The organism is Kocuria dechangensis, from assembly GCF_014636775.1.
Taxonomy (GTDB): Bacteria; Actinomycetota; Actinomycetes; order Actinomycetales; family Micrococcaceae; genus Kocuria; species Kocuria dechangensis.
Genome location: NZ_BMEQ01000001.1, coordinates 343,262 through 360,175, shown reverse-complemented (window position 1 = coordinate 360,175; position 16,914 = coordinate 343,262). Strand labels below are relative to the sequence as shown.

The 16,914-nt window shown below is 71.0% G+C and carries 22 protein-coding genes and 1 tRNA gene; 12 read left to right on the top strand and 11 right to left on the bottom strand.

The features are described 5' to 3' along the window. Positions 1-76: 76 nt before the first annotated feature. Positions 77-934, bottom strand: a complete 858-nt coding sequence (locus IEW07_RS01580) for a phage holin family protein (RefSeq protein WP_188534061.1) — start codon at positions 932-934, stop codon at positions 77-79. 180 nt (positions 935-1,114) lie between these two features. Then, on the bottom strand, positions 1,115-1,567 hold the full coding sequence (locus IEW07_RS01575) for a hypothetical protein (protein WP_188534060.1): 453 nt from the start codon (positions 1,565-1,567) through the stop codon (positions 1,115-1,117). Between the two features lie 269 nt (positions 1,568-1,836). Here IEW07_RS01575 and IEW07_RS01570 point away from each other — a divergent pair, with 269 nt between their 5' ends. The 5 genes from IEW07_RS01570 to IEW07_RS01550 all read left to right on the top strand — a co-directional run bounded on the left by IEW07_RS01570 (position 1,837) and on the right by IEW07_RS01550 (position 5,758). Next, positions 1,837-2,109, top strand: a complete 273-nt coding sequence (locus tag IEW07_RS01570; RefSeq protein ID WP_188534059.1) for a hypothetical protein — start codon at positions 1,837-1,839, stop codon at positions 2,107-2,109. Between the two features lie 49 nt (positions 2,110-2,158). Beyond that, the gene (locus IEW07_RS01565; protein ID WP_188534058.1) at positions 2,159-2,710 is read left to right on the top strand and encodes a hypothetical protein; all 552 of its coding nucleotides are present in this window, start codon (positions 2,159-2,161) and stop codon (positions 2,708-2,710) included. 152 nt (positions 2,711-2,862) lie between these two features. Further along, the gene (locus IEW07_RS01560) at positions 2,863-3,696 is read left to right on the top strand and encodes a hypothetical protein (RefSeq protein ID WP_188534057.1); all 834 of its coding nucleotides are present in this window, start codon (positions 2,863-2,865) and stop codon (positions 3,694-3,696) included. Positions 3,697-3,857: 161 nt separating this feature from the next. Next, complete coding sequence (locus IEW07_RS01555) at positions 3,858-4,697, top strand: hypothetical protein (RefSeq protein WP_188534056.1); 840 nt, start codon at positions 3,858-3,860, stop codon at positions 4,695-4,697. 287 nt (positions 4,698-4,984) lie between these two features. Then, positions 4,985-5,758, top strand: a complete 774-nt coding sequence (locus IEW07_RS01550) for an MBL fold metallo-hydrolase (protein WP_188534055.1) — start codon at positions 4,985-4,987, stop codon at positions 5,756-5,758. A 133-nt stretch (positions 5,759-5,891) separates the two neighbouring features. Here IEW07_RS01550 and IEW07_RS01545 read toward each other — a convergent pair whose 3' ends face one another. The 3 genes from IEW07_RS01545 to IEW07_RS01535 all read right to left on the bottom strand — a co-directional run bounded on the left by IEW07_RS01545 (position 5,892) and on the right by IEW07_RS01535 (position 7,288). Beyond that, a complete protein-coding gene (locus tag IEW07_RS01545; protein ID WP_188534054.1) occupies positions 5,892-6,311 on the bottom strand; it encodes a hypothetical protein in 420 nt (139 codons plus the stop codon). Positions 6,312-6,407: 96 nt separating this feature from the next. Then, entirely contained in the window at positions 6,408-6,869 is a 462-nt protein-coding gene (locus tag IEW07_RS01540) for a hypothetical protein (RefSeq protein WP_188534053.1), read from the bottom strand. Between the two features lie 155 nt (positions 6,870-7,024). After that, positions 7,025-7,288: a hypothetical protein gene (locus IEW07_RS01535; protein ID WP_188534052.1), complete on the bottom strand. Its 264-nt coding sequence runs from the start codon at positions 7,286-7,288 to the stop codon at positions 7,025-7,027. Between the two features lie 104 nt (positions 7,289-7,392). Here IEW07_RS01535 and IEW07_RS01530 point away from each other — a divergent pair, with 104 nt between their 5' ends. Together IEW07_RS01530 and IEW07_RS01525 are read left to right on the top strand one after the other, a co-directional pair. After that, positions 7,393-7,980 carry a hypothetical protein gene (locus IEW07_RS01530; protein WP_229741484.1) on the top strand — a complete coding sequence of 196 codons (588 nt, stop codon included), beginning with the start codon at positions 7,393-7,395 and terminating at the stop codon, positions 7,978-7,980. A 149-nt stretch (positions 7,981-8,129) separates the two neighbouring features. After that, a complete protein-coding gene (locus IEW07_RS01525; protein ID WP_188534051.1) occupies positions 8,130-8,396 on the top strand; it encodes a hypothetical protein in 267 nt (88 codons plus the stop codon). A gap of 196 nt (positions 8,397-8,592) precedes the next feature. Here the strand turns inward: IEW07_RS01525 and IEW07_RS01520 are convergent, their stop codons facing one another. Next, the gene (locus IEW07_RS01520) at positions 8,593-8,766 is read right to left on the bottom strand and encodes a hypothetical protein (protein ID WP_188534050.1); all 174 of its coding nucleotides are present in this window, start codon (positions 8,764-8,766) and stop codon (positions 8,593-8,595) included. Between the two features lie 103 nt (positions 8,767-8,869). Here IEW07_RS01520 and IEW07_RS01515 point away from each other — a divergent pair, with 103 nt between their 5' ends. Together IEW07_RS01515 and IEW07_RS01510 are read left to right on the top strand one after the other, a co-directional pair. Beyond that, positions 8,870-9,382, top strand: a complete 513-nt coding sequence (locus IEW07_RS01515; RefSeq protein ID WP_188534049.1) for a hypothetical protein — start codon at positions 8,870-8,872, stop codon at positions 9,380-9,382. A gap of 167 nt (positions 9,383-9,549) precedes the next feature. After that, complete coding sequence (locus IEW07_RS01510) at positions 9,550-10,389, top strand: hypothetical protein (RefSeq protein ID WP_188534048.1); 840 nt, start codon at positions 9,550-9,552, stop codon at positions 10,387-10,389. Between the two features lie 43 nt (positions 10,390-10,432). Here the strand turns inward: IEW07_RS01510 and IEW07_RS21380 are convergent, their stop codons facing one another. Then, positions 10,433-10,558: a hypothetical protein gene (locus tag IEW07_RS21380; RefSeq protein WP_268235510.1), complete on the bottom strand. Its 126-nt coding sequence runs from the start codon at positions 10,556-10,558 to the stop codon at positions 10,433-10,435. A gap of 89 nt (positions 10,559-10,647) precedes the next feature. On the opposite strand from IEW07_RS21380, the gene IEW07_RS01505 reads away from it, so the two are divergent. After that, positions 10,648-10,893 carry a hypothetical protein gene (locus tag IEW07_RS01505; RefSeq protein ID WP_188534047.1) on the top strand — a complete coding sequence of 82 codons (246 nt, stop codon included), beginning with the start codon at positions 10,648-10,650 and terminating at the stop codon, positions 10,891-10,893. Between the two features lie 18 nt (positions 10,894-10,911). On the opposite strand, the gene IEW07_RS01500 is transcribed toward IEW07_RS01505, so the two are convergent. After that, a complete protein-coding gene (locus IEW07_RS01500) occupies positions 10,912-11,088 on the bottom strand; it encodes a hypothetical protein (protein WP_188534046.1) in 177 nt (58 codons plus the stop codon). Positions 11,089-11,489: 401 nt separating this feature from the next. On the opposite strand from IEW07_RS01500, the gene IEW07_RS01495 reads away from it, so the two are divergent. Both IEW07_RS01495 and IEW07_RS01490 read left to right on the top strand, forming a co-directional pair. Continuing rightward, entirely contained in the window at positions 11,490-11,951 is a 462-nt protein-coding gene (locus tag IEW07_RS01495; RefSeq protein ID WP_188534045.1) for a hypothetical protein, read from the top strand. A gap of 420 nt (positions 11,952-12,371) precedes the next feature. Next, on the top strand, positions 12,372-13,034 hold the full coding sequence (locus tag IEW07_RS01490; protein WP_188534044.1) for a hypothetical protein: 663 nt from the start codon (positions 12,372-12,374) through the stop codon (positions 13,032-13,034). Positions 13,035-13,376: 342 nt separating this feature from the next. Here IEW07_RS01490 and IEW07_RS01485 read toward each other — a convergent pair. The 3 genes from IEW07_RS01485 to IEW07_RS01475 form a co-directional block, all read right to left on the bottom strand. After that, positions 13,377-13,449 (bottom strand) — tRNA-Asn (locus tag IEW07_RS01485). Between the two features lie 91 nt (positions 13,450-13,540). Continuing rightward, on the bottom strand, positions 13,541-15,409 hold the full coding sequence (gene dnaG / locus IEW07_RS01480) for a DNA primase (RefSeq protein WP_188534043.1): 1,869 nt from the start codon (positions 15,407-15,409) through the stop codon (positions 13,541-13,543). 119 nt (positions 15,410-15,528) lie between these two features. Continuing rightward, entirely contained in the window at positions 15,529-16,860 is a 1,332-nt protein-coding gene (locus IEW07_RS01475) for an MFS transporter (protein WP_188534042.1), read from the bottom strand. Positions 16,861-16,914 lie beyond the last annotated feature (54 nt).

The following is a 16,914-nucleotide window of genomic DNA, read 5'->3' as shown; positions in this document are numbered from 1 at the left end:
GCGAGGGCCCGGAAGCCGTTGGCTTCCGGGCCCTCGCCCGACCGGCGCGTCCCCCGTGGTCCCGGGACGCGGGCCGTCAGCGGAACAGCTTGCGGAGGAACACCACGAACGCGCTCCCCGCGACGGCCAGCACCGTCAGGGGCTGCCAGCGCTCGCCGAGACCGGACTGCCCGGCCGGCTTCGTCCCGCGGTGGGCGCCGCCCTGGGCCAGGAGGCCCTTGATGTCCTTGGGGGTCGTCTTCACCGTGCGGGAGGTGCGGTCCACGAAGCCCTTGGTGGAGGACGTGATGGTCTCGGCGCGGCCCTGGACGTCGTCGCGGAGCGTCTTGAGGTGCTCGCGGCGCAGCTTGAGCCGGTGCCGCAGCTGCTCCTCGGTAGGCGCCGGGGGCTTCTGCCGCTCCGGGTCCTGGGCGGCCTCGCGCTTCTCCTGCTCCTTGCGCTCCCGCGCGAGCTGCTCCTCGCGCTGGACCCGGCTCTCGGTGTAGGCGGAGCCCTCCTTGACGACGCCGAGATCGTACTTGACGCCGAACAGGGCCTTGCGCGGGACGAGCGGGAGCGCCTTCTTGATGGTCGACACGCCGATCAGCGCGGCGATCCCCAGGAGGATGAGGAACAGCACGCCCAGCAGCAGGGCCGCGAGCCACGGCTCCATGACCTTGGACAGGGCCGCGATGACCGCGCCCACGAGCGCGATCGTGGCCAGCAGCAGGAACACCAGCCCGACGACGACGAAGGCCGCTCCCTTGCCGAGGGTCTTGGCCTTGTCCGTGAGCTCGAGCTTGGCGAGCTGGAGCTCGTCCTTGAGCTGCTTGGGCAGCAGACGCCCGAACACCTTGACGACGTCGACGATGGACGCCGCACCGGGCTCGGACCGGCCCGCCCCTGTCCCGGCCCTCGGGGTGCCGCCCGCGCCGGGGCCTACCGTGTGACTCATGCCCGCCTCCGTGTGATCTCGTGAAAAGTACGTGGACTGAGCACAAAGCTATCACCGGCCCACCGGCCGGGGGCCGAGGCGTGCGGCGTGGGACCGGAGCGCCGCCGGGACGGGACCGGGCACGAGGAAGGTGCCCGTCCGGCGAGCGGACGGGCACCTTCGATGGACGAGCTCAGAACATCAGTGCTCGTGCTTGTCGTCGTCCTTCTTGTCGTCCTTCTTGTCGTCGTGCCGGTCGCGGTCCCGGTCCCGCCAGTCGTACTTCTTGTCCTTGTTGTCCTCGAACACGACGCGGAACTTGGTGTTCTTGTTCTTCTTGTACTCGCAGGCCTCGACCTTGGTGTCGTCCTTCTCCGCCTTCTTGGCCTTGTACTCCAGCTTGCGCCACGGGACGTCGCAGTACTTGTCGGCGAGCTTGACGGCGTCGCGGATCTTGAGGTCCTTGTGCTCGACCACCTTGTCGCGGCCGTGCCTCTTGTCCTTGTAGATCACCACGTTGACCTTGTCGTCGTCGCGGGTCTTCGAACCGTCCTTGTGATCGCGGTCGTGCGCCGCGGCCGGTGTCGCCAGGCTTCCTGCCAGCAGCATCCCCGCCAGCGCGGTGCCCATCAGGCTTCGGCTCAGAGTTTTCATCGTGTCCCCCCGGATCGGATGAGTAGGTGACACAAATGTAAATCCCCACGTCAGACCTACGTAGCAGTAGGGATGTCGATCGCAAAACGGTCTGATCACAGAAGGGAACTACCGATGGGTCATTCACCTCCGGCCTCCCACCCTTCCGGCGGAGAGGACTGTCCGACAAAGAGAGGGCATTACTTTCGCGACTCGATGTCGCTGAATGGAGATGTGCCGAACAGCAGACACTCACCGCTCCAGGGACACGACCGAAAGGACGCCCCGCCATGACACTCATCGCCCCTTCAGCCCGAACCGACGGCCCCGATCCCGCGGTCCTCGACGGCGTGGTCCAGGCCCTGGCCTCCCAGGGCATCGTGGTCACCGACGTCAACACCTTCTTCGGGGGACGCGGCTGGTCGGTCACCGTCCACCACGCCGCCTCCGGCATGACCGAGACGGAGGTCCGGATCGCGGTGTGGAACACGATCACGAACTACACGGCCATTCTCGGCGCGCCGGAACCCCTCGACGGGGTCAGGGTCCACATCGGCGGCTGACCGCCGCACCGGCGCCGACCCGGGCCACCCCGACGAACGAGGAGAGCCCGTGACTCCCACCGAAGGCCCGGGATCCGAGGAGCGTGAGCTCCGGCTGCACAGGGCCTCCTCCCGCCAGGGCCGCGAGCTGCTCGCCGGCGGCATCGACCGGGCCACGGCGCTGGACCGCCTCCGCGCCCAGGCCCCCGGGTTCGACGAGGACCGCTACGAGACGGCCCTCGACGAGGCCGTCGCCCAGCTCGGCCGGCTGCGCCAGTGGTCCCTGCGACGGCGGGCGCAGGACATCGCCGAGGCCCGGCAGCATGACGTGCTCAACGCCGTGTGCGCCCTGCACTACATCAACCGCCGTTACGGCCGGCAGTACCTCGCCGATGGGATCGGTCCGATCGAGATCCACCGGGTGCTCGGCGACCTGTGGTCCGCCGAGGACGTCGACGAGGCGATCGCCCGGTCCGAGGAGCTGATCCAGGACGGGTGGCAGTACGCGCCGGAGCCGGGCGCGTACGAGGAGCAGTACAGCGAGCTCGCCGCCGCGCATCCCGGCTTCAACCTCCACAACATCAACCGCGCCCTGGACTGGGGCCACACGATGAACCGGTGACGGTGGTCTTCCAGGTGCTCCCGTGGCCGCAGGAGGACGAGCGGTGACGCCGACGCCGCGCTGGGCCGTCGGATGGGCTGCGCGCCGGCCGCGTCCGCCCTGCACGACCTCGGAGCGGGGCTCACCCCCTGGCGCCCAGTAGAGTGCGGTCCATGGCGACGATGCTCTACGAGTCGATGACCCCGGCCCAGGCCGCCGACGCCCTGGATGCGTTCATCGCCGAACGCCCGGCGGCGCTGAAGCAGCTGCGCTCCACATCGGCCGCCCACGGCGGTGACCCCGAGAGGATGCTCGACGGGTCGCTGGACTCCGTCGCCCCGCTTTGGGCATGGCTGACCGACCGGTTCACCGAGCTGGGCGCCGACCCGAGGACGCTGGACGAGGACCCGACCCGGGAGACCTGGCCCAGCTGGGCCCGCCACGGGATGCTCGTAGACCCGCACCCGCCGGCCGAGACCCTCGCTCTGGTCGACGGCTTCACCTCCTACCTCACCCGGATCATCACCGCCGCGGTCCCCGGCACGCAGTGGCTCGTCGGGGAGCACCGCATCGGCACGCACCCGATGCTCAACTACCCGCTCCTGGCCTCCGACCACCACCAGGTCTTCCTGCCGTCCATGCCGCTCTACAGCGCCTATCAGTCCGCCCACGGCCGCGACCCGATGGGCGGGACCGAGATGCTCGCCTACCTCCAGCGCACGATCACCGCGCTGCGCGGTGAAGGCCCGGTGGCCGACGCCACCGAGGAGCCGCTGGTGACGGTGGTCGCCGAGGTCGACTGCTTCGACGTCGGGCTGCGTCCCGACCTCGCAGCGCAGCACCCACAGACGGTGGAGTGGATGATCACCGAGCTCACCGACCGCGACGGCGTCGAATCGGTGCACCGGTACGGGCCCGACGCGCTGGTCGTCGACGCCCCGGACTGGGACGAGACCCGGCTGACGCTGTGGTGCACGCTGTGGCTGCAGCGTCACCTGGCGCGGTGACGCAGCCCCCACGGTCGGTCTCGGCGTACCGAGTACACCGCGGCCTTCCCTCGCGCACATTCCTCCGCCGGCGCGTTCCCGCTTAAGATGGAGTCGCCCCTCCCGTCCCGAGCCCCTCAGGCGCGCGACGGGACCGAGCCCGTTCCCCACAGGACCCTGCCATGCCGTTCACCCACTACCGGCGGATGACCGCTCAGCAAGCCGCCGCCGCCCTCGAGGAGTTCCTCGCGGAACGCCCCGCCGCGTGGGCGGGCCTGTGCGCCGAGCTCACTGCCCACGGGATGGATCCGGACACACTGCTCGACGGCTCCCCTGCCTCCCTGACTCGGCTGTGGCGATGGATCGCCGGCCGGCGTGCGGAGCTCGAAGGCAACCCTGCGGCGAACACCCCGGTGGTGCCCCGCGAGAACTGGCCGTCGTGGGCCCGGCACGCCGTGACCGGCGCGAAGGTCCCGTCGTCGACGATGGTCGTGCTGGTGGACGGGCTGGTCTCCTACCTCGCCATCGTCGTCATCACCGGCGCCCCCAACGCCAAGTGGGGCCTGGGCTCACAGGAGGACCCGAACCACCATCTGCACCACCACCCGGTGCTCACCGGGAGGGGGCACCAGATCTTCGTGCCGACCCTGCCGATGGGCGGGGTGCTCCGGCTCAAGCGCGGTGAGAAGTCGCTGCACGAGACCGAGCTGGAGCAGTACGCGGCCGGTGTCATCGCCGATCTGCGCACGAGCCCGAAAGCTGTTCTCGATCCGGAGGACTCCCCCGTGGTGGTCGTGGCCGAGCCGGAGGCCTTCGACGTCGGCGTGCACGCGGTCATCGCCGATCGCAGTTCCGCTCTGGTCGACCGCATGGCGCACGAGCTCGCCGGCCAGCACGGGGTCGTCTCGGTCCTCCGGCGTGCTCCCGATGCGCTGCAGGTGGACGCCCCGTCCTGGCACACCGATGAGCTGGAGCGGTGGCTGAACGAATGGATGAAGGCCAACGGCCCGTTCATCCGCTGAGCACCCACCCCCGCACCGCCCGTGACGCGCCGGACGCTCCGCGAGCTGACAGCCCGCGCGTCCGGAGCCTGCACCGGGCACGGCCGCGATGGCCCCTGGCACACTCCTTGCGGCGCCGGTCCCGACTGCCCCGGAAGACGTCAAACCGGACCTGTTCCGTATCCAGGCATCCAGCTCAGCGGCCACCTGGGAAGTCACCGCGGCAAGGGTCCGAAGAACGGCCTGACGGCTCGCGGGCTGACGACCATGCACGCCGCCACCATCTTCATCTGACAGATTGGTTGACCATGACGAGACGATGGACCCCCGCCGACAACCTGCACGATCTGGGATCCGGCACCACCCTGGTGACCGGCACCGGCGCCAACTGGGCCGTCGTGCGCAACGGAGACGACTACACCCTCATCGACTGCGGCTACCCCGGGGACACCGGGATGCTCGACGCCTCCCTGGAGGCGATCGGGGTGAAGGGCCTGCCCGCAGCGGTGGTCATCACCCACGCCCACGGTGACCACATCGGCAACCTCCCCCGCTACCTCGCCGCCGGCGTGCCGGTGCACCTGGCCGCCGCCGAGATCCCCAACATCACCGGCGCCAGGCGCGAGCAGATCGGACCCAAGCAGTCCATCCCCCGCGCGCTGCGCTCCTGGCGCTGGGCGAAGTGGTCGATCCACGCCATCCGGGTGGGCGGGCTGAAGGACCACACCGTGCCGGCCGAGGGCCTCACCCCGTTCAGCACCGACACCGAGGTGCTCGACGTCCCCGGCGCCCTGCGCCCGGTGATGTCCACCGGCCACACCTCCGGCCACGCCTCCTACCTGGTCGGCGACACCGGGGTTCTGCTCTCGGGGGATGCCGTGGTCACCGCGCACATGGTCTCCCCCGTCAAAGACTTCCCGCAGCTGCTGGCCGACCCGTACCACGCCGATGTCCGCCACGCCCACCGCACCGCGGAGATCCTGCTGGACTGGGACTCCTTCGACGTCCTGGCCCCGGGCCACGGCGACCCGATCCGGGTTCCCGAAGGCGGCCGGCTGGCGCTGACGCCGGTCAGCTGCTGAGAACTTGCGCTCCGGGCCCGCCGGCCCGGGGCGGAGAGCTACTCGCGCGCACACAACGAACGCCCGCCGGCTTGATCCTCGGCGGGCGTCGTCGTCTTCGGTGGCCGTTCTGGATGCGGGCTGCGGTGAGCGGTTACGTGGGGAGGCGGCCGCTGGTGCCGGGCTTGGGGGCACCGCGTTCCTTGCGCAGCTTGGCCGCGCGGTACTCGTCCCTGGCGAGCCTGAAGGTGTACCAGCCGAGCAGTCCCGCCAGCACCGTCAGGAACAGCGCGCCCCAGAAGGGTTGCCCGCCCTCCCTCACGGGGGCAAGGAGCAGCACCCAGGAGAAGGCGAATCCTGCCCAGAGCACCGCCGTCACGATGCCCATGCCCCACCAGGTGCTCACCTGGACCTGGCCGGCGCCGGGCGTGAACCCGATCTCCTCACCGGCATAGCTGTGCAGTTCGCCGGTGGCCGTCGTGCGCAGCACCCGCTTCTCGCCCCGGGCCAGGGCCTGCTTGTGCTCGGCGTAGACGGCGTCGTTGCGCCGCTCTCGCTCAGGGTCGTACACCACGGTCTGTTCCTGTCGTTGGAGGGGATGGGGCGGCAGAGGAGCACCGTCGAAGCAGACGCCGATGGTTCCCGTTGGCAGGGTCGCTCAGCGTGCGCTTCACAGCGTCAGGGTGACGTCCTCGGCTGTGCAGACGCCCGAGTTGGCGAAGACGGCATCACGGACGGCGTCCTTGGACGCCTGTTCCGGCTCCCCACCGGTCTCGGCCGCCCCGGCGTGGTCGATGGCGATGAGGCTCAGTGCTGCGAAGAGACCGGACACCTCCTCCGGAGCGGTGTCCTTGGCGTCCTCGGACTTCAGGTAGATCTCCTCGTACGCCTCCGGGTCGTCACCGGGGACGGCCGCGTACTGGGCCCAGAGCGCGTTGAACGTCTCGCACGCCTCCTTGACGCCGCCGCCGGCCGCCGTCGCCTCCGGGGATTCCGGGGGCAGGGCCGGGACCGGGATGGTGGCGGACTCCGACGGGGCTGCCGACGGATCGTCCTCCACCGCGGGGCTGGCGGAGCACCCGGTCAGGGCGGCGAGTCCGGCGATGGCTGCGGCGGCGAGCGTTCTCTTCACGGTGTTGCTCCTTGGCGGGGGTCCAGGGGCGGGCGGTCGTCTGTGGCAAAGCCTGTCAATTGTCGGACGAACATGGGCTCGATTGCGGGACGCCGCGCGGTCCGCGGCGGCACCGGTCACGGCCCTCCGTCCGGGACCACCCAGGGGCTGGCCCGTCAGCTCTGTGCACTACCGACGGGCGGGTCGGTGATCGTCGCCTGGGCGCGCAAGACCCGGGACTGCGGGAAGAAGTCCAGCGTCAGGGGGACATGGGGCGAGGGGTGCTTCAGGAACCACTCGTAGGCGTGGACGGTCGTGTCCAGCCGGTTGGACCCGTAGTAGTAGGGGCGGGAGGGGGCGCGTTCGTGGGAGGAGCCGAAGTCGCGCAGCTGCTCGAGGCGCTCGGTGGCGCTCCTGCGGCGGTGTGCAGTGATGGTCATGTCCCTCATGTGTGCGGACCACGTCCGAGAACGTACGCGCCGCCCTCGTGCGCTCGGTGGCCCTGCTGACGCCGGCAGGCCGCCCGCGCGTTACAGTCACCCTCATGGGGCAGCTGCTGTACGAGTCGATGACCGGACCCCAGGCCGCCGACGCGCTCGATGAGCACCTCGCCGAACGCGGCCCGGCGCTGGAGCGGTTGCGCTCCGCGCTCCTCGCCCACGGCCGTGACCCCGCCACGATGCTCGACGGATCACTGGTCTCCGTGGCTCCGCTGTGGGCGTGGATCACCTCTCTGGCCGGGAAGCTCGGCGTGGATCCACGGCCACTGGCCGAGGACCCGACCCGGCCCACGTGGCCCAGCTGGGCCCGCCACGCCACGCTGGTGGACCCGCACCCGCCGGCCGAGACTCTGGCGCTGGTCGACGGCTTCGCCTCCTACCTGGCCCGGATCATCACCGCTGAGGTGCCCGAGGCCCGATGGGAGAGCGGCCACCACCGCATCAACGACTTCCCGTTGCTGAACCGCCCGGAGGCGTCCACCGCCGAGGAGGCGCTGGTGACCGTGGCAGCCGAGGTGGACTGCTTCGACGTCGGGCTGCGCGAGGACATCGTGGCCGGGCATCCGGCGCTGGTGGAGTGGTTGATCGCCGAGCTGAGCGAGCGGGACGCCGTGAAGTCAGTCCACCGCTAGGGGCCTGCCGCTCTGGTGGTCGACGCCCCGCACTCGAACGAGCTCATACTGCGGATGTGGATCCCCCTGTGGCTGCAGCGCCACCTTCCCTGGTGACCCGCCGGTCGTAACACGCCGGTGCCGCGGTGGGCGCACCTACCGTGGGAATCATGAAAGCAAACTCACTCCTCGCCGGCGCCGCCATCACAGCCGCCGTGCTCGTGGCCGTGCGCTCCAGTGTCCACCGCCCCGACCAGCACGGAGCCTGGATCGTCAGCCAGGACGCAGACCTGGAGAACCCGATCCTCGGGATGTTCGGCACCGAGGCCGAGGCCGCCGCGCACGCCGATGCTGTCGCCGACGACTGGCCGGACGGCACCGTTTCCTACGCCCACTACCCGCTGGGATTCGACGGCGGGAGCCGCTCCGCCGGCTGAGCGTCCGGGCCCTCGGTCACGTCTGCCGCTTGCTCCCGGCGCCGGGCCTTCCGCTGCTCGTACAGCGGCGTCCCGAGGAGCGATCCGATGGCCAGCGCACCGAGGGCGCAGAACCCGAGCACGGCGAGCATGCCCCGGGCATTCTGCTTCCGCCGCGCCGGCGTCGCCTCCCCGCCGTGCCGCGGCGCCCTCCCGGTCACCGTCGACCGCCGCCCTCATCACGCAGATCCCGGTACACGCCCATGAGCATGGGCACCCCGCCGACGATCATCGGCCGGCCGAACCACCCGCGGAGAACGACGTCGCGCACCCCAAGAACCAGGAAGCCGGCCGCCACGACGACGAGCAGCCCACGGATCGTGTTCGGCACCTCGCCCACCCCTCTACGTCCGCATCCTGGCACGCCCGCCCGTGCGCTGTCCCTCCCCTTATGTGCACCTGCAACCCCGGCTGAGCGTCGGTAGCGTCAGGTCATGGCCGAGCATGCGCATCGCAACGAGCAGCAGACCGAGCACGTGCCCGTGCCCACCGTCAGGCAGACCCTCGTGCGCACCCTTCCGGCGTCGATGATGCTGTTGATCGGCCCTCCGCTTCTCACCTGGTGGCTGCTCGATGTCGCCGGCCGGCAGATGGACTGGTGGTGGTTGCTGGCGCTCTGCACCTGGCTCGGCCTGTCGCTCCTTGTCCAGCGCGTTGTCCAGGCGCCGCGGCCTCGGCTCGCCAAGCGTGCAGAGCGGAGGGCTTTGGATCAGTGGCTGACGTTCACCGCCAAGGACGGCCGTACGCCGGAGGGCCCGCGCACCCGCACCGCCGCCGGGACGCTCGCCTGCTCCGGTCTGGAGGCTGAACTCGCCACGGCCGCGATGGCTGCCGGAATGGTCCTGGCTCTGCTGATCGCGCCGACCCGCCGTGGTCCATGGCCGCTGTGCCGGTGCTGCTCACCCCGATCTGCTTCCCCCGGCCCCGGCGCAGCCGGCGCTACTTGAAGGCGCTCCCCGCACAGTCGTCCACCGGCTGACGTCGTGCGCCTCGCGGCCTTCCCCGCGCACCCTTCTGCCACCGGCGCCCACCGGACTACGGTGGTGTCCTGTCTTCCGTTTCAACACCATCGGACGCTCGACGGGACGCACTCCGATCCCTACAGGACCCTGCCATGCCGTTCACCCCGTACCGGCTGATGACCGCTCCGCAGGCTGCGGCCGCCCTCGAGGAGTTCCTCGCCGAACGCCCCGCCGCGTGGGTGCGCCTGCGCGCCCGGCTCACCGCCGCCGGCGTGGACCCGGACGCAATGCTCGACGCCTCCCCGGCGTCGTTGACGCCACTGTGGCGGTGGATCACCGGCCACCGCGCCGAGCTGGAAGGCTACGCCGCCCCGGGCGTGCCGGTGCTGCCCCGGGACCAGTGGCCCTCGTGGGCCCGGCACACCATGACCAGGGCAAGGCCACCGTCCGAGACGACGGCCGCGCTGCTGGACGGGCTGGTCTCCTACCTCGCCATCGTCATCATCTCCGGCGCCCCCAACGCCCGCTGGGGCCTGGGTTCCCCGGAGGACCCGCGACACCACCTGCACCACCACCCGGTGCTCACAGGGAGAGGGCACCAGATCTTCGTGCCGACCATGCCGATGGGCGGGCTGCTGAGGATCCAGCGCCGGGAGAAGTCGCTGTACCCCACCGAGCTGGAGCAGTACGCGGCCGGGGTCATCGCCGATCTGCGTACGAGCCCGACGACGGTTCTCGAGCTGGGCGGCTCGCCTGTGGAAGTCGTGGCCGAGCCCGACGGTTTCGACGTCGGTGTCAACGCCGTCATCGCCGCTCGTGGGTCCGCCCTGGTCGATCTGATGGCATTGGAGCTCGCCGGCCTGGAGGGGATCGACGCGGTCCTCCGCCGTGGCCCCGATGCGCTGCTGATCCACGCCCCCACCTGGCACGTCGATGATCTGGAGCGGTGGCTGAACGACTGGATGAAGGCCCACGGCCCGTTCATCCGCTGAGCGTCCTTCACGCCGTGCACCGGGTGCTCCACCCCCACGGTACCTACCAGTCGTTGCGCTTCACCGGCTCCGGGGCCACCACCTGGGACCTGTCCAGCACCCGCTTCACCGGCTGCGTCATCGAGGAACTCGACCTCACCGGCGCCCAGGCCCAGCGGGTCTCGTTCATCGACACCGAGGTCAGCGCCCTCGACGCCTCCGGCGCCCAGCCTGCCGGTCTGTTCTACGCTTCAGGAACACAGACCCACAGGAGGTGCAGTGGCCACGGGAAGAGCTCCGATCAGCGGCGGCTTCGCGATCGCCTGCGGCCTGCTGTTCGCGACCGCCGTCGTCCTCGCGCTGGCATCCGAACTGCTGGCATCCGAGCTGTCGTGGTTCACGGTGGTGAGCGCGTTCGGCACCTTCGTGATCGCTGTGCTCAGCTGGAGACGATTCCAGCGCAGTGACCAGCAGTACCGGGAGCGCATGGAGCGCCTGGACCAGCGCCTGGGCCGGGGGTCGTAGCGCCCGGCCGGCACCGGGCTACCTGGTGGCGGCGATCGCCTGCGTCTGGCGCGCGTCCACCCCGAACCCGGCCACCGCGTCCAGCAGTGCCGCGGTGATGAACCTCAGCTCCCCGTATCCGAAGGCCGATCCGAGCAGCGCGATGACGAGCACGGCGAACACGCCTCGGGTGATCGTGCGCGCGGTCGTCATCATCGGATCCTCCTGCCCTCGTGGTCGCGGACGCGTCTGCCAGCTGCCTGCTGTGCATCCCCTGAACCGGATCCCCGCGCCTTCGCGCGCGGCCCCGCCCTCACTCCGGGTCCCGGGCCGGCCCGCCCGGTGGGACACGTGCGCCCTCTTGTGCTCGAGCACGGAGTGCGTCACCGGCGAGCCGGTCAGGGCGAGCGGCCGGCTGCGATAGCGGAGGTGTGACGAGGTGGTGGAGTGGAGGCCGTGGTGGTGGTGACGACGGGTGGATAGAGACGGTTCACGCCCGCGTGATGGACGTCTGTCGGGGCCGTCCGCCGGAAACCGGCCCCTCCGATGAGATGACGCCCGCCGGCACCATGGCGTGGCACGATGCGAGGACCGGGACGTCCGAGCGAGGAGGGGCCGTGAAGCCGAGGATGCGCACGCTGGGGACGGCGCTGCTCGTGGCGGTCGTGGTGACCGCGTGCGGAGAAACCGAGCCGGCCCAGGGTCGGGACACCATCTACCAGCGCGAGCAGGAACCGGCCGACGTCCTGCCCTCCCACGTCGCCAACGGGGCCGAGATCCAGGCCCAGGACTGGGACCAGCAGAGCTCACGGCTGCTGGCCGCCCACGCCGGGCACGAGTTCTTCGTGGTGCGCTCGGCGACCGAGGGCAACTGCCTGGTGACCGTCGACCAGGACCGGCCGCAGCCGTGGGTCGCCTCGTGCTCGCCCAGCAGCCGGATCGGCATGAGCGGGCCCGCCGGGGTGCGGGCCGAGCTGGACCTCGACGGCTTCGACGAGAACACCCCGCCGCTGGAGGGTTGGACCCGGCCCGTCCCGGAGCTCCAGGTGCTCGTGCCCCGCCGCGCGGACCGGCCGTAGCCAGGTCGGCCGGCACCGGACGGGCCGTGGCACGATGCACGATGCACGGACCAGGAACGACGAGCACGGGCTGACGGACGTGGAGCACCGCTACCTCGACATGGCGAGCAGGGCCCAGCAGCTCGGTCCGGCCTGATCTAACGCACCGAGCATCACCCCGGTTTCCGTCGTGGACATCGGGGCGTTGTGCGTTTCGGTGGCTTCCGGAAGCAGTCGCTCGTGCGACCCTGTGTGGCATGAAGCTGACCATCGCCGAGGCCGGGCGGCTGCAGGCGGTACGCCAGGTCGGGCGGTCGCGGCTCGCCATGACCGTCCTGCGCGAGGCGAAGACAGTCGCCGCGTGAGCACCGAACCCCGCCGGCAGGCAGCAACACCCACCTCAACACCCACCTCATCCTCCGGCCCAGCAAGGGGCACCTCGTGAACACCGCCAACGACAACTTCGTTTCGTCCTTCCCCGCTGACCAGCCCGCGCGTCCTCTGGACTACTGGCTCTCCGCAGAACTGGCCCGGGCCAGCCCACCGCTCGCTCCTTCCCGATTGCGGCAACTGGCCGATGCTCAAGGCACCGTGGCGGCGGCCTGGAGCAGCGCCATCGCCGCAGGACCGGTCCTGGCCGTGACAGGTGGAGTGATCTCCTCAATGTCCGGTGACCCCGTCTGGGTGCTGGTCCTGGGCCTGATGGGGGCTGCCCTGCTCGTGCTGGGACTGATCTCCTGGAAACGAGTGCAGGCCATACTGCCGAAGACCGACAGGCTCATCGTCACCAGAGGCCCTGGATCGGCCCGCGGCGGCATCATGATGGTGTCCGTGCTGGCCGCCGTCCTGGGCGGGCTCCTGGCCACGCCCCTGCCTGCCGCCGCAGCCCAGGGAACCGCGACACTCCTCGCGGTGATCTACACCTACCTGCTCACCGTGGCCCTGCTGGTGGCCTGCATCGTGGTCCCCGCAACGGTGATGGGCCGGGCCCGGTCCTCCTTCCGACGACGGGTCCAGGAGAACCCTGATCTCCGCAGGGCCGTGGAAGACGATCTGACCACCTGGCGCGACCCCCACGGCAACGCCGGTTACGGCCCGCTCTGACCCCATCCCGGCGAAGCGCACGTCACCACGCGTAAGCGCGCCGCGGGCAGCGCCCTGCTGCGGGGCGCCCTGAAGAGGCGTACTCCCCGGTCTCCGTCGTGGAGGCCGGGGCGTTGTGCGTCCAGGGTCGAAGGGGTCAGGCGTTCCGCGCCTCCAGTTCGGCGAGCTCGTCCTCGTCGCAGGAGCTGGTGAGGGCCTCGTTAGGTCGAGGGTGCCCGTCCTTGCCAATCAGCAGGAAGCTGCAGAGCAAGGGGAAAGATCAGGTGTCCCCAAGGGATACCCAACGCCGAGAACGGCGAAGGCCCCCACCGGCGTTTCCGCTGGTGGGGGCCTTCTGTGCTGCTCCCCCGACTGGACTCGAACCAGTAACCCTTCGATTAACAGTCGAATGCTCTGCCAATTGAGCTACGGAGGACCGTGCACGCACGCGTGCAACGAGCCATCACTCTACCGTCCCCGGCGCGGGTTCGCAAAAAAGCCACCCCGCGCGGCGGCCGGCGGGCACGTCAGTCCTGGCGGAGACCGCGGCGCTGCATCTCCAGCTCCAGCAGCTCCCGCTGCAGCTCCTGGTAGCGCTCCCGCTGGCTGGTCGGGTCGGTGCGCTGCAGCTCGGCGAGGCGGTCGGACTTGCGCCGGTTGATCTGCAGCTCGAACAGGCGGTTGAGGATGTCCGAGGTGTAGCGCTCGAGCTGCTGCTCCGTGGTGGCGGGCAGGGGGGTGACCGCGAGCTCCGCGAGATAGCCGTGCAGCGGGTCGGGCAGGCGCCCGCGCACCGCGTCGACCCAGACCTGGCCGCTCGGCACGGTGCCGCCCAGACCGGCCCGCGCGGCGAGCACGGCGTCGTGCACGGCCCCGTGCACGGGATAGCGGAAGACGCTGAGGGAGAACTCCTCCCAGTGCCGGTCCTGGAGCAGCCCGGGGCACTGGATCACGGTCTCCAGGGCCTCCCGCTCCATCCGGGCCACCGGCTCGCGCGGGTCGGGCAGCTGGACGGCGGGGGTCGCCGGCGCCTCCGGCTCCGCGGGGCGGGGCGCGGCCCGGTCCTCGCGCGGGGCCCGGCCCGCGGCGTCGACCGCGCGCTGGACCTCCGAAGGCTCCAGCCCGAGCCAGCCGGCGAGCTGCCGGGCGTAGGCCGGCCGCAGGGAGCGGTCGCGGATCCGCGAGACGATGGGCGCGCACGCGCGCATCGCCCGGATCCGGCCCTCGATGGTGGCCAGGTCGTAGTTCTTGAGCGTGGCCCGGATGGCGAACTCGAACAGGGGCCGGCGGGAGTCGACGAGGTCCGCGACGGCGGCGTCCCCGCGCGCGAGCCGGAGGTCGCAGGGGTCCATGCCGTGCGGCTCGACGGCCACGTAGGTCTGGGCCACGAACTTCTGGTCCTCCTCGAAGGCGCGGAGGGCGGCCTTCTGCCCGGCGGCGTCGCCGTCGAAGGTGAAGACGACCTCTCCCCCGCCGCCGTCGTCGGAGAGGAAGCGGCGCACGATCTTGATGTGCTCGGGGCCGAAGGCGGTCCCGCACGTGGCGACCGCCGTGGTCACCCCGGCGAGGTGGCAGGCCATCACGTCGGTGTAGCCCTCGACGACGACCACGCGCCGCTGACGGGCGATCTCCCGCTTGGCGAGGTCGATGCCGTAGAGCACCTGCGACTTCTTGTAGAGCGCTGTCTCGGGGGTGTTGAGGTACTTGGGGCCCTGGTCGTCGTCGTAGAGCTTGCGCGCGCCGAAGCCGATGACCTCGCCGGCGACCGCCCGGATGGGCCAGACCAGCCGGCCGCGGAAGCGGTCGTAGAGACCACGGTTGCCCTCGGAGAACATCCCGGTGAGCTTCAGCTCCTGGTCCGTGAAGCCGTGCCCGCGCAGGTGCTTGAGGAGGTGGTCCCACCCCTTCGGGGCGTAGCCCACCCCGTAGCGGCGGGCGGCCTCGCCGTCGAAGCCCCGCTCGCCCAGGAACCGCTGGGCGGGACCGGCCTGCCGGGTGTAGAGGCTGCGCTGGAAGAACTCCGCGGCGACCTTGTGGGCGTCGAGCAGGCGCTGGCGCCGCCCGACCTCCTCCTTCTTCGGCCCCGAGCCCTGCTCGTAGCGCAGCTCGTAGCCGATCCGTGCCGCGAGCTTCTCGACGGTCTCCGAAAAGGTGGTGTGGTCGATGTTCATCAGGAACGAGATGACGTCCCCGGACTCGTCGCAGCCGAAGCAGTGGTAGGTGCCCATCTGCGGGCGGACGTGGAAGGACGGGGTGCGCTCGTCGTGGAACGGGCACAGGCCCTTCCAGGACCCGATCCCCGCGCTCTTCAGCGTGACGTAGCCGTCGACGATCTCCTTGATGTCCGTGCGCGAGCGCACTTCGTCGATGTCCTCACGCCTGATCAGTCCTGCCACAGCTTCAGTGTAGGCGCGGGGCCGGACGCCGGCGGGCCGGTCCCCGGGCGCCCGGGGACCGGCCCGCCGGCGTGGGGTCACCAGGAGCGGGCCAGCAGGAGCGGCTCAGGAGCAGCAGGTCAGCGGGAGGACTCCCGCAGCTCGTGCCGGGTCCGCGTGCCGGTGAGGGCCACGCCGCCCAGGGCGCCCACGGCGGCGAAGGCGAAGAACCCCCACGGGTAGGCCAGGCCCGCGCCCAGCAGGGTGCCGCCGATGATCGGCCCGGAGATCGCCCCGAGCCGGCCCACGCCGGCGGACATGCCCAGCGCGGTGGCGCGGACCCGCGGCGGGTGGTTGGCGGCCGTGAAGGCGTAGACCAGCACCTGGGACGAGAACACGAAGCAGCCGGTGACGAAGACCATGACGTAGATGCCCAGCACGGGCAGCTTGATCGCCAGGGCGGCCAGCAGCACCGCGGAGCCGAGGAACCAGATGATGCCCGCCGTGCGCGGGGTGATCCGGTCGGCCACGCGCCCGGCGACGGCCAGGCCCACGATCGCGCCCACGTTGAGGACCAGCAGGAAGCCGAGGGAGTTGCCGAGGTCGTAGTCGGCGGCGCGCATGATCTGCGGCAGCCAGGTGTTGAGCCCGTAGACGAGCAGCAGGCCCATGAAGGACGCGATCCAGATGGCGATCGAGTTGCGGCGCCAGCCGGTGGACAGCAGCATCGCCGCGCCGACCTTCTCGGCCTCCCCCTGCCCGGGGGTGTGGTCCTCGACGTCGACGCCGTAGTGCTCGGCGACGGCGCGGGCCTCGGCGGTCCGGCCCCTGGACGCGAGCCAGGACGGGGACTCGGGGAGGAAGACGATCATCAGCGGCACGAGCACCACGGCGGGCAGGGCGCCCAGGACGAACATCTCCTGCCAGCCGAACTGGCGGACGACGACGATCGCGATCGCCGCGGTGAGCACGGCGCCCACGTGGTAGCCGGTCATCATGACGGTCGTGGCGTTGGAGCCCCGGCCCCGGCGGGCGAACTCGGTGACCATCGCGATGCCGGTGGGCAGGCACCCGCCCAGGCCGAGGCCCGCGAGGAAGCGCAGGAGCCCGAAGACCAGCACGTTCGGCGAGAAGGCCGCGGCGAAGGTCAGCACGGAGAACAGGACCACGGCGCCGATGAGCATCCGGCGGCGGCCGAGCCGGTCGGTGAGGTAGCCCATGGCCAGGGCGCCGATCATCATGCCGACGAGGCCGGCGGTGGCCACGGCGGTGCCCTGGGCGGTCGTCATCCCGAGCTCGCCGTTCTCCAGCATGGTGGGGAGGACAGCCCCCAGGACGACGGCGTCGAAGCCGTCGAGGAGCACCGCCGTCCAGCACAGCGGCGCGACCCACGCGCGGGAGCGCAGGATCGGCGTGCCGCCGCGGGACGGGGAGGCCGTCGTCGGGGAGTCGGAGCGGGACGGGGAAGCCATGAGGCATCGGACCTTTGTGAGGAGGGGCACAACCCCGTAGATCCTAGGGAGCGG

Coding starts and splice junctions, on each gene's coding strand:
- IEW07_RS01515 (WP_188534049.1), top strand. CDS start 8,870: ATGGCCGAGCATGCGCATCGCAACGAGCAGCAGACCGAGCACGTGCCC.
- IEW07_RS01525 (WP_188534051.1), top strand. CDS start 8,130: ATGAAAGCAAACTCACTCCTCGCCGGCGCCGCCATCACAGCCGCCGTG.
- IEW07_RS01555 (WP_188534056.1), top strand. CDS start 3,858: ATGCCGTTCACCCACTACCGGCGGATGACCGCTCAGCAAGCCGCCGCC.
- IEW07_RS01560 (WP_188534057.1), top strand. CDS start 2,863: ATGGCGACGATGCTCTACGAGTCGATGACCCCGGCCCAGGCCGCCGAC.
- IEW07_RS01570 (WP_188534059.1), top strand. CDS start 1,837: ATGACACTCATCGCCCCTTCAGCCCGAACCGACGGCCCCGATCCCGCG.
- IEW07_RS01550 (WP_188534055.1), top strand. CDS start 4,985: ATGACGAGACGATGGACCCCCGCCGACAACCTGCACGATCTGGGATCC.
- IEW07_RS01475 (WP_188534042.1), bottom strand. CDS start 16,860: ATGGCTTCCCCGTCCCGCTCCGACTCCCCGACGACGGCCTCCCCGTCC.
- IEW07_RS01575 (WP_188534060.1), bottom strand. CDS start 1,567: ATGAAAACTCTGAGCCGAAGCCTGATGGGCACCGCGCTGGCGGGGATG.
- IEW07_RS01580 (WP_188534061.1), bottom strand. CDS start 934: ATGAGTCACACGGTAGGCCCCGGCGCGGGCGGCACCCCGAGGGCCGGG.
- IEW07_RS01530 (WP_229741484.1), top strand. CDS start 7,393: ATGGGGCAGCTGCTGTACGAGTCGATGACCGGACCCCAGGCCGCCGAC.
- IEW07_RS01535 (WP_188534052.1), bottom strand. CDS start 7,288: ATGACCATCACTGCACACCGCCGCAGGAGCGCCACCGAGCGCCTCGAG.
- IEW07_RS01510 (WP_188534048.1), top strand. CDS start 9,550: ATGCCGTTCACCCCGTACCGGCTGATGACCGCTCCGCAGGCTGCGGCC.
- IEW07_RS01500 (WP_188534046.1), bottom strand. CDS start 11,088: ATGATGACGACCGCGCGCACGATCACCCGAGGCGTGTTCGCCGTGCTC.
- IEW07_RS21380 (WP_268235510.1), bottom strand. CDS start 10,558: ATGAACGAGACCCGCTGGGCCTGGGCGCCGGTGAGGTCGAGTTCCTCG.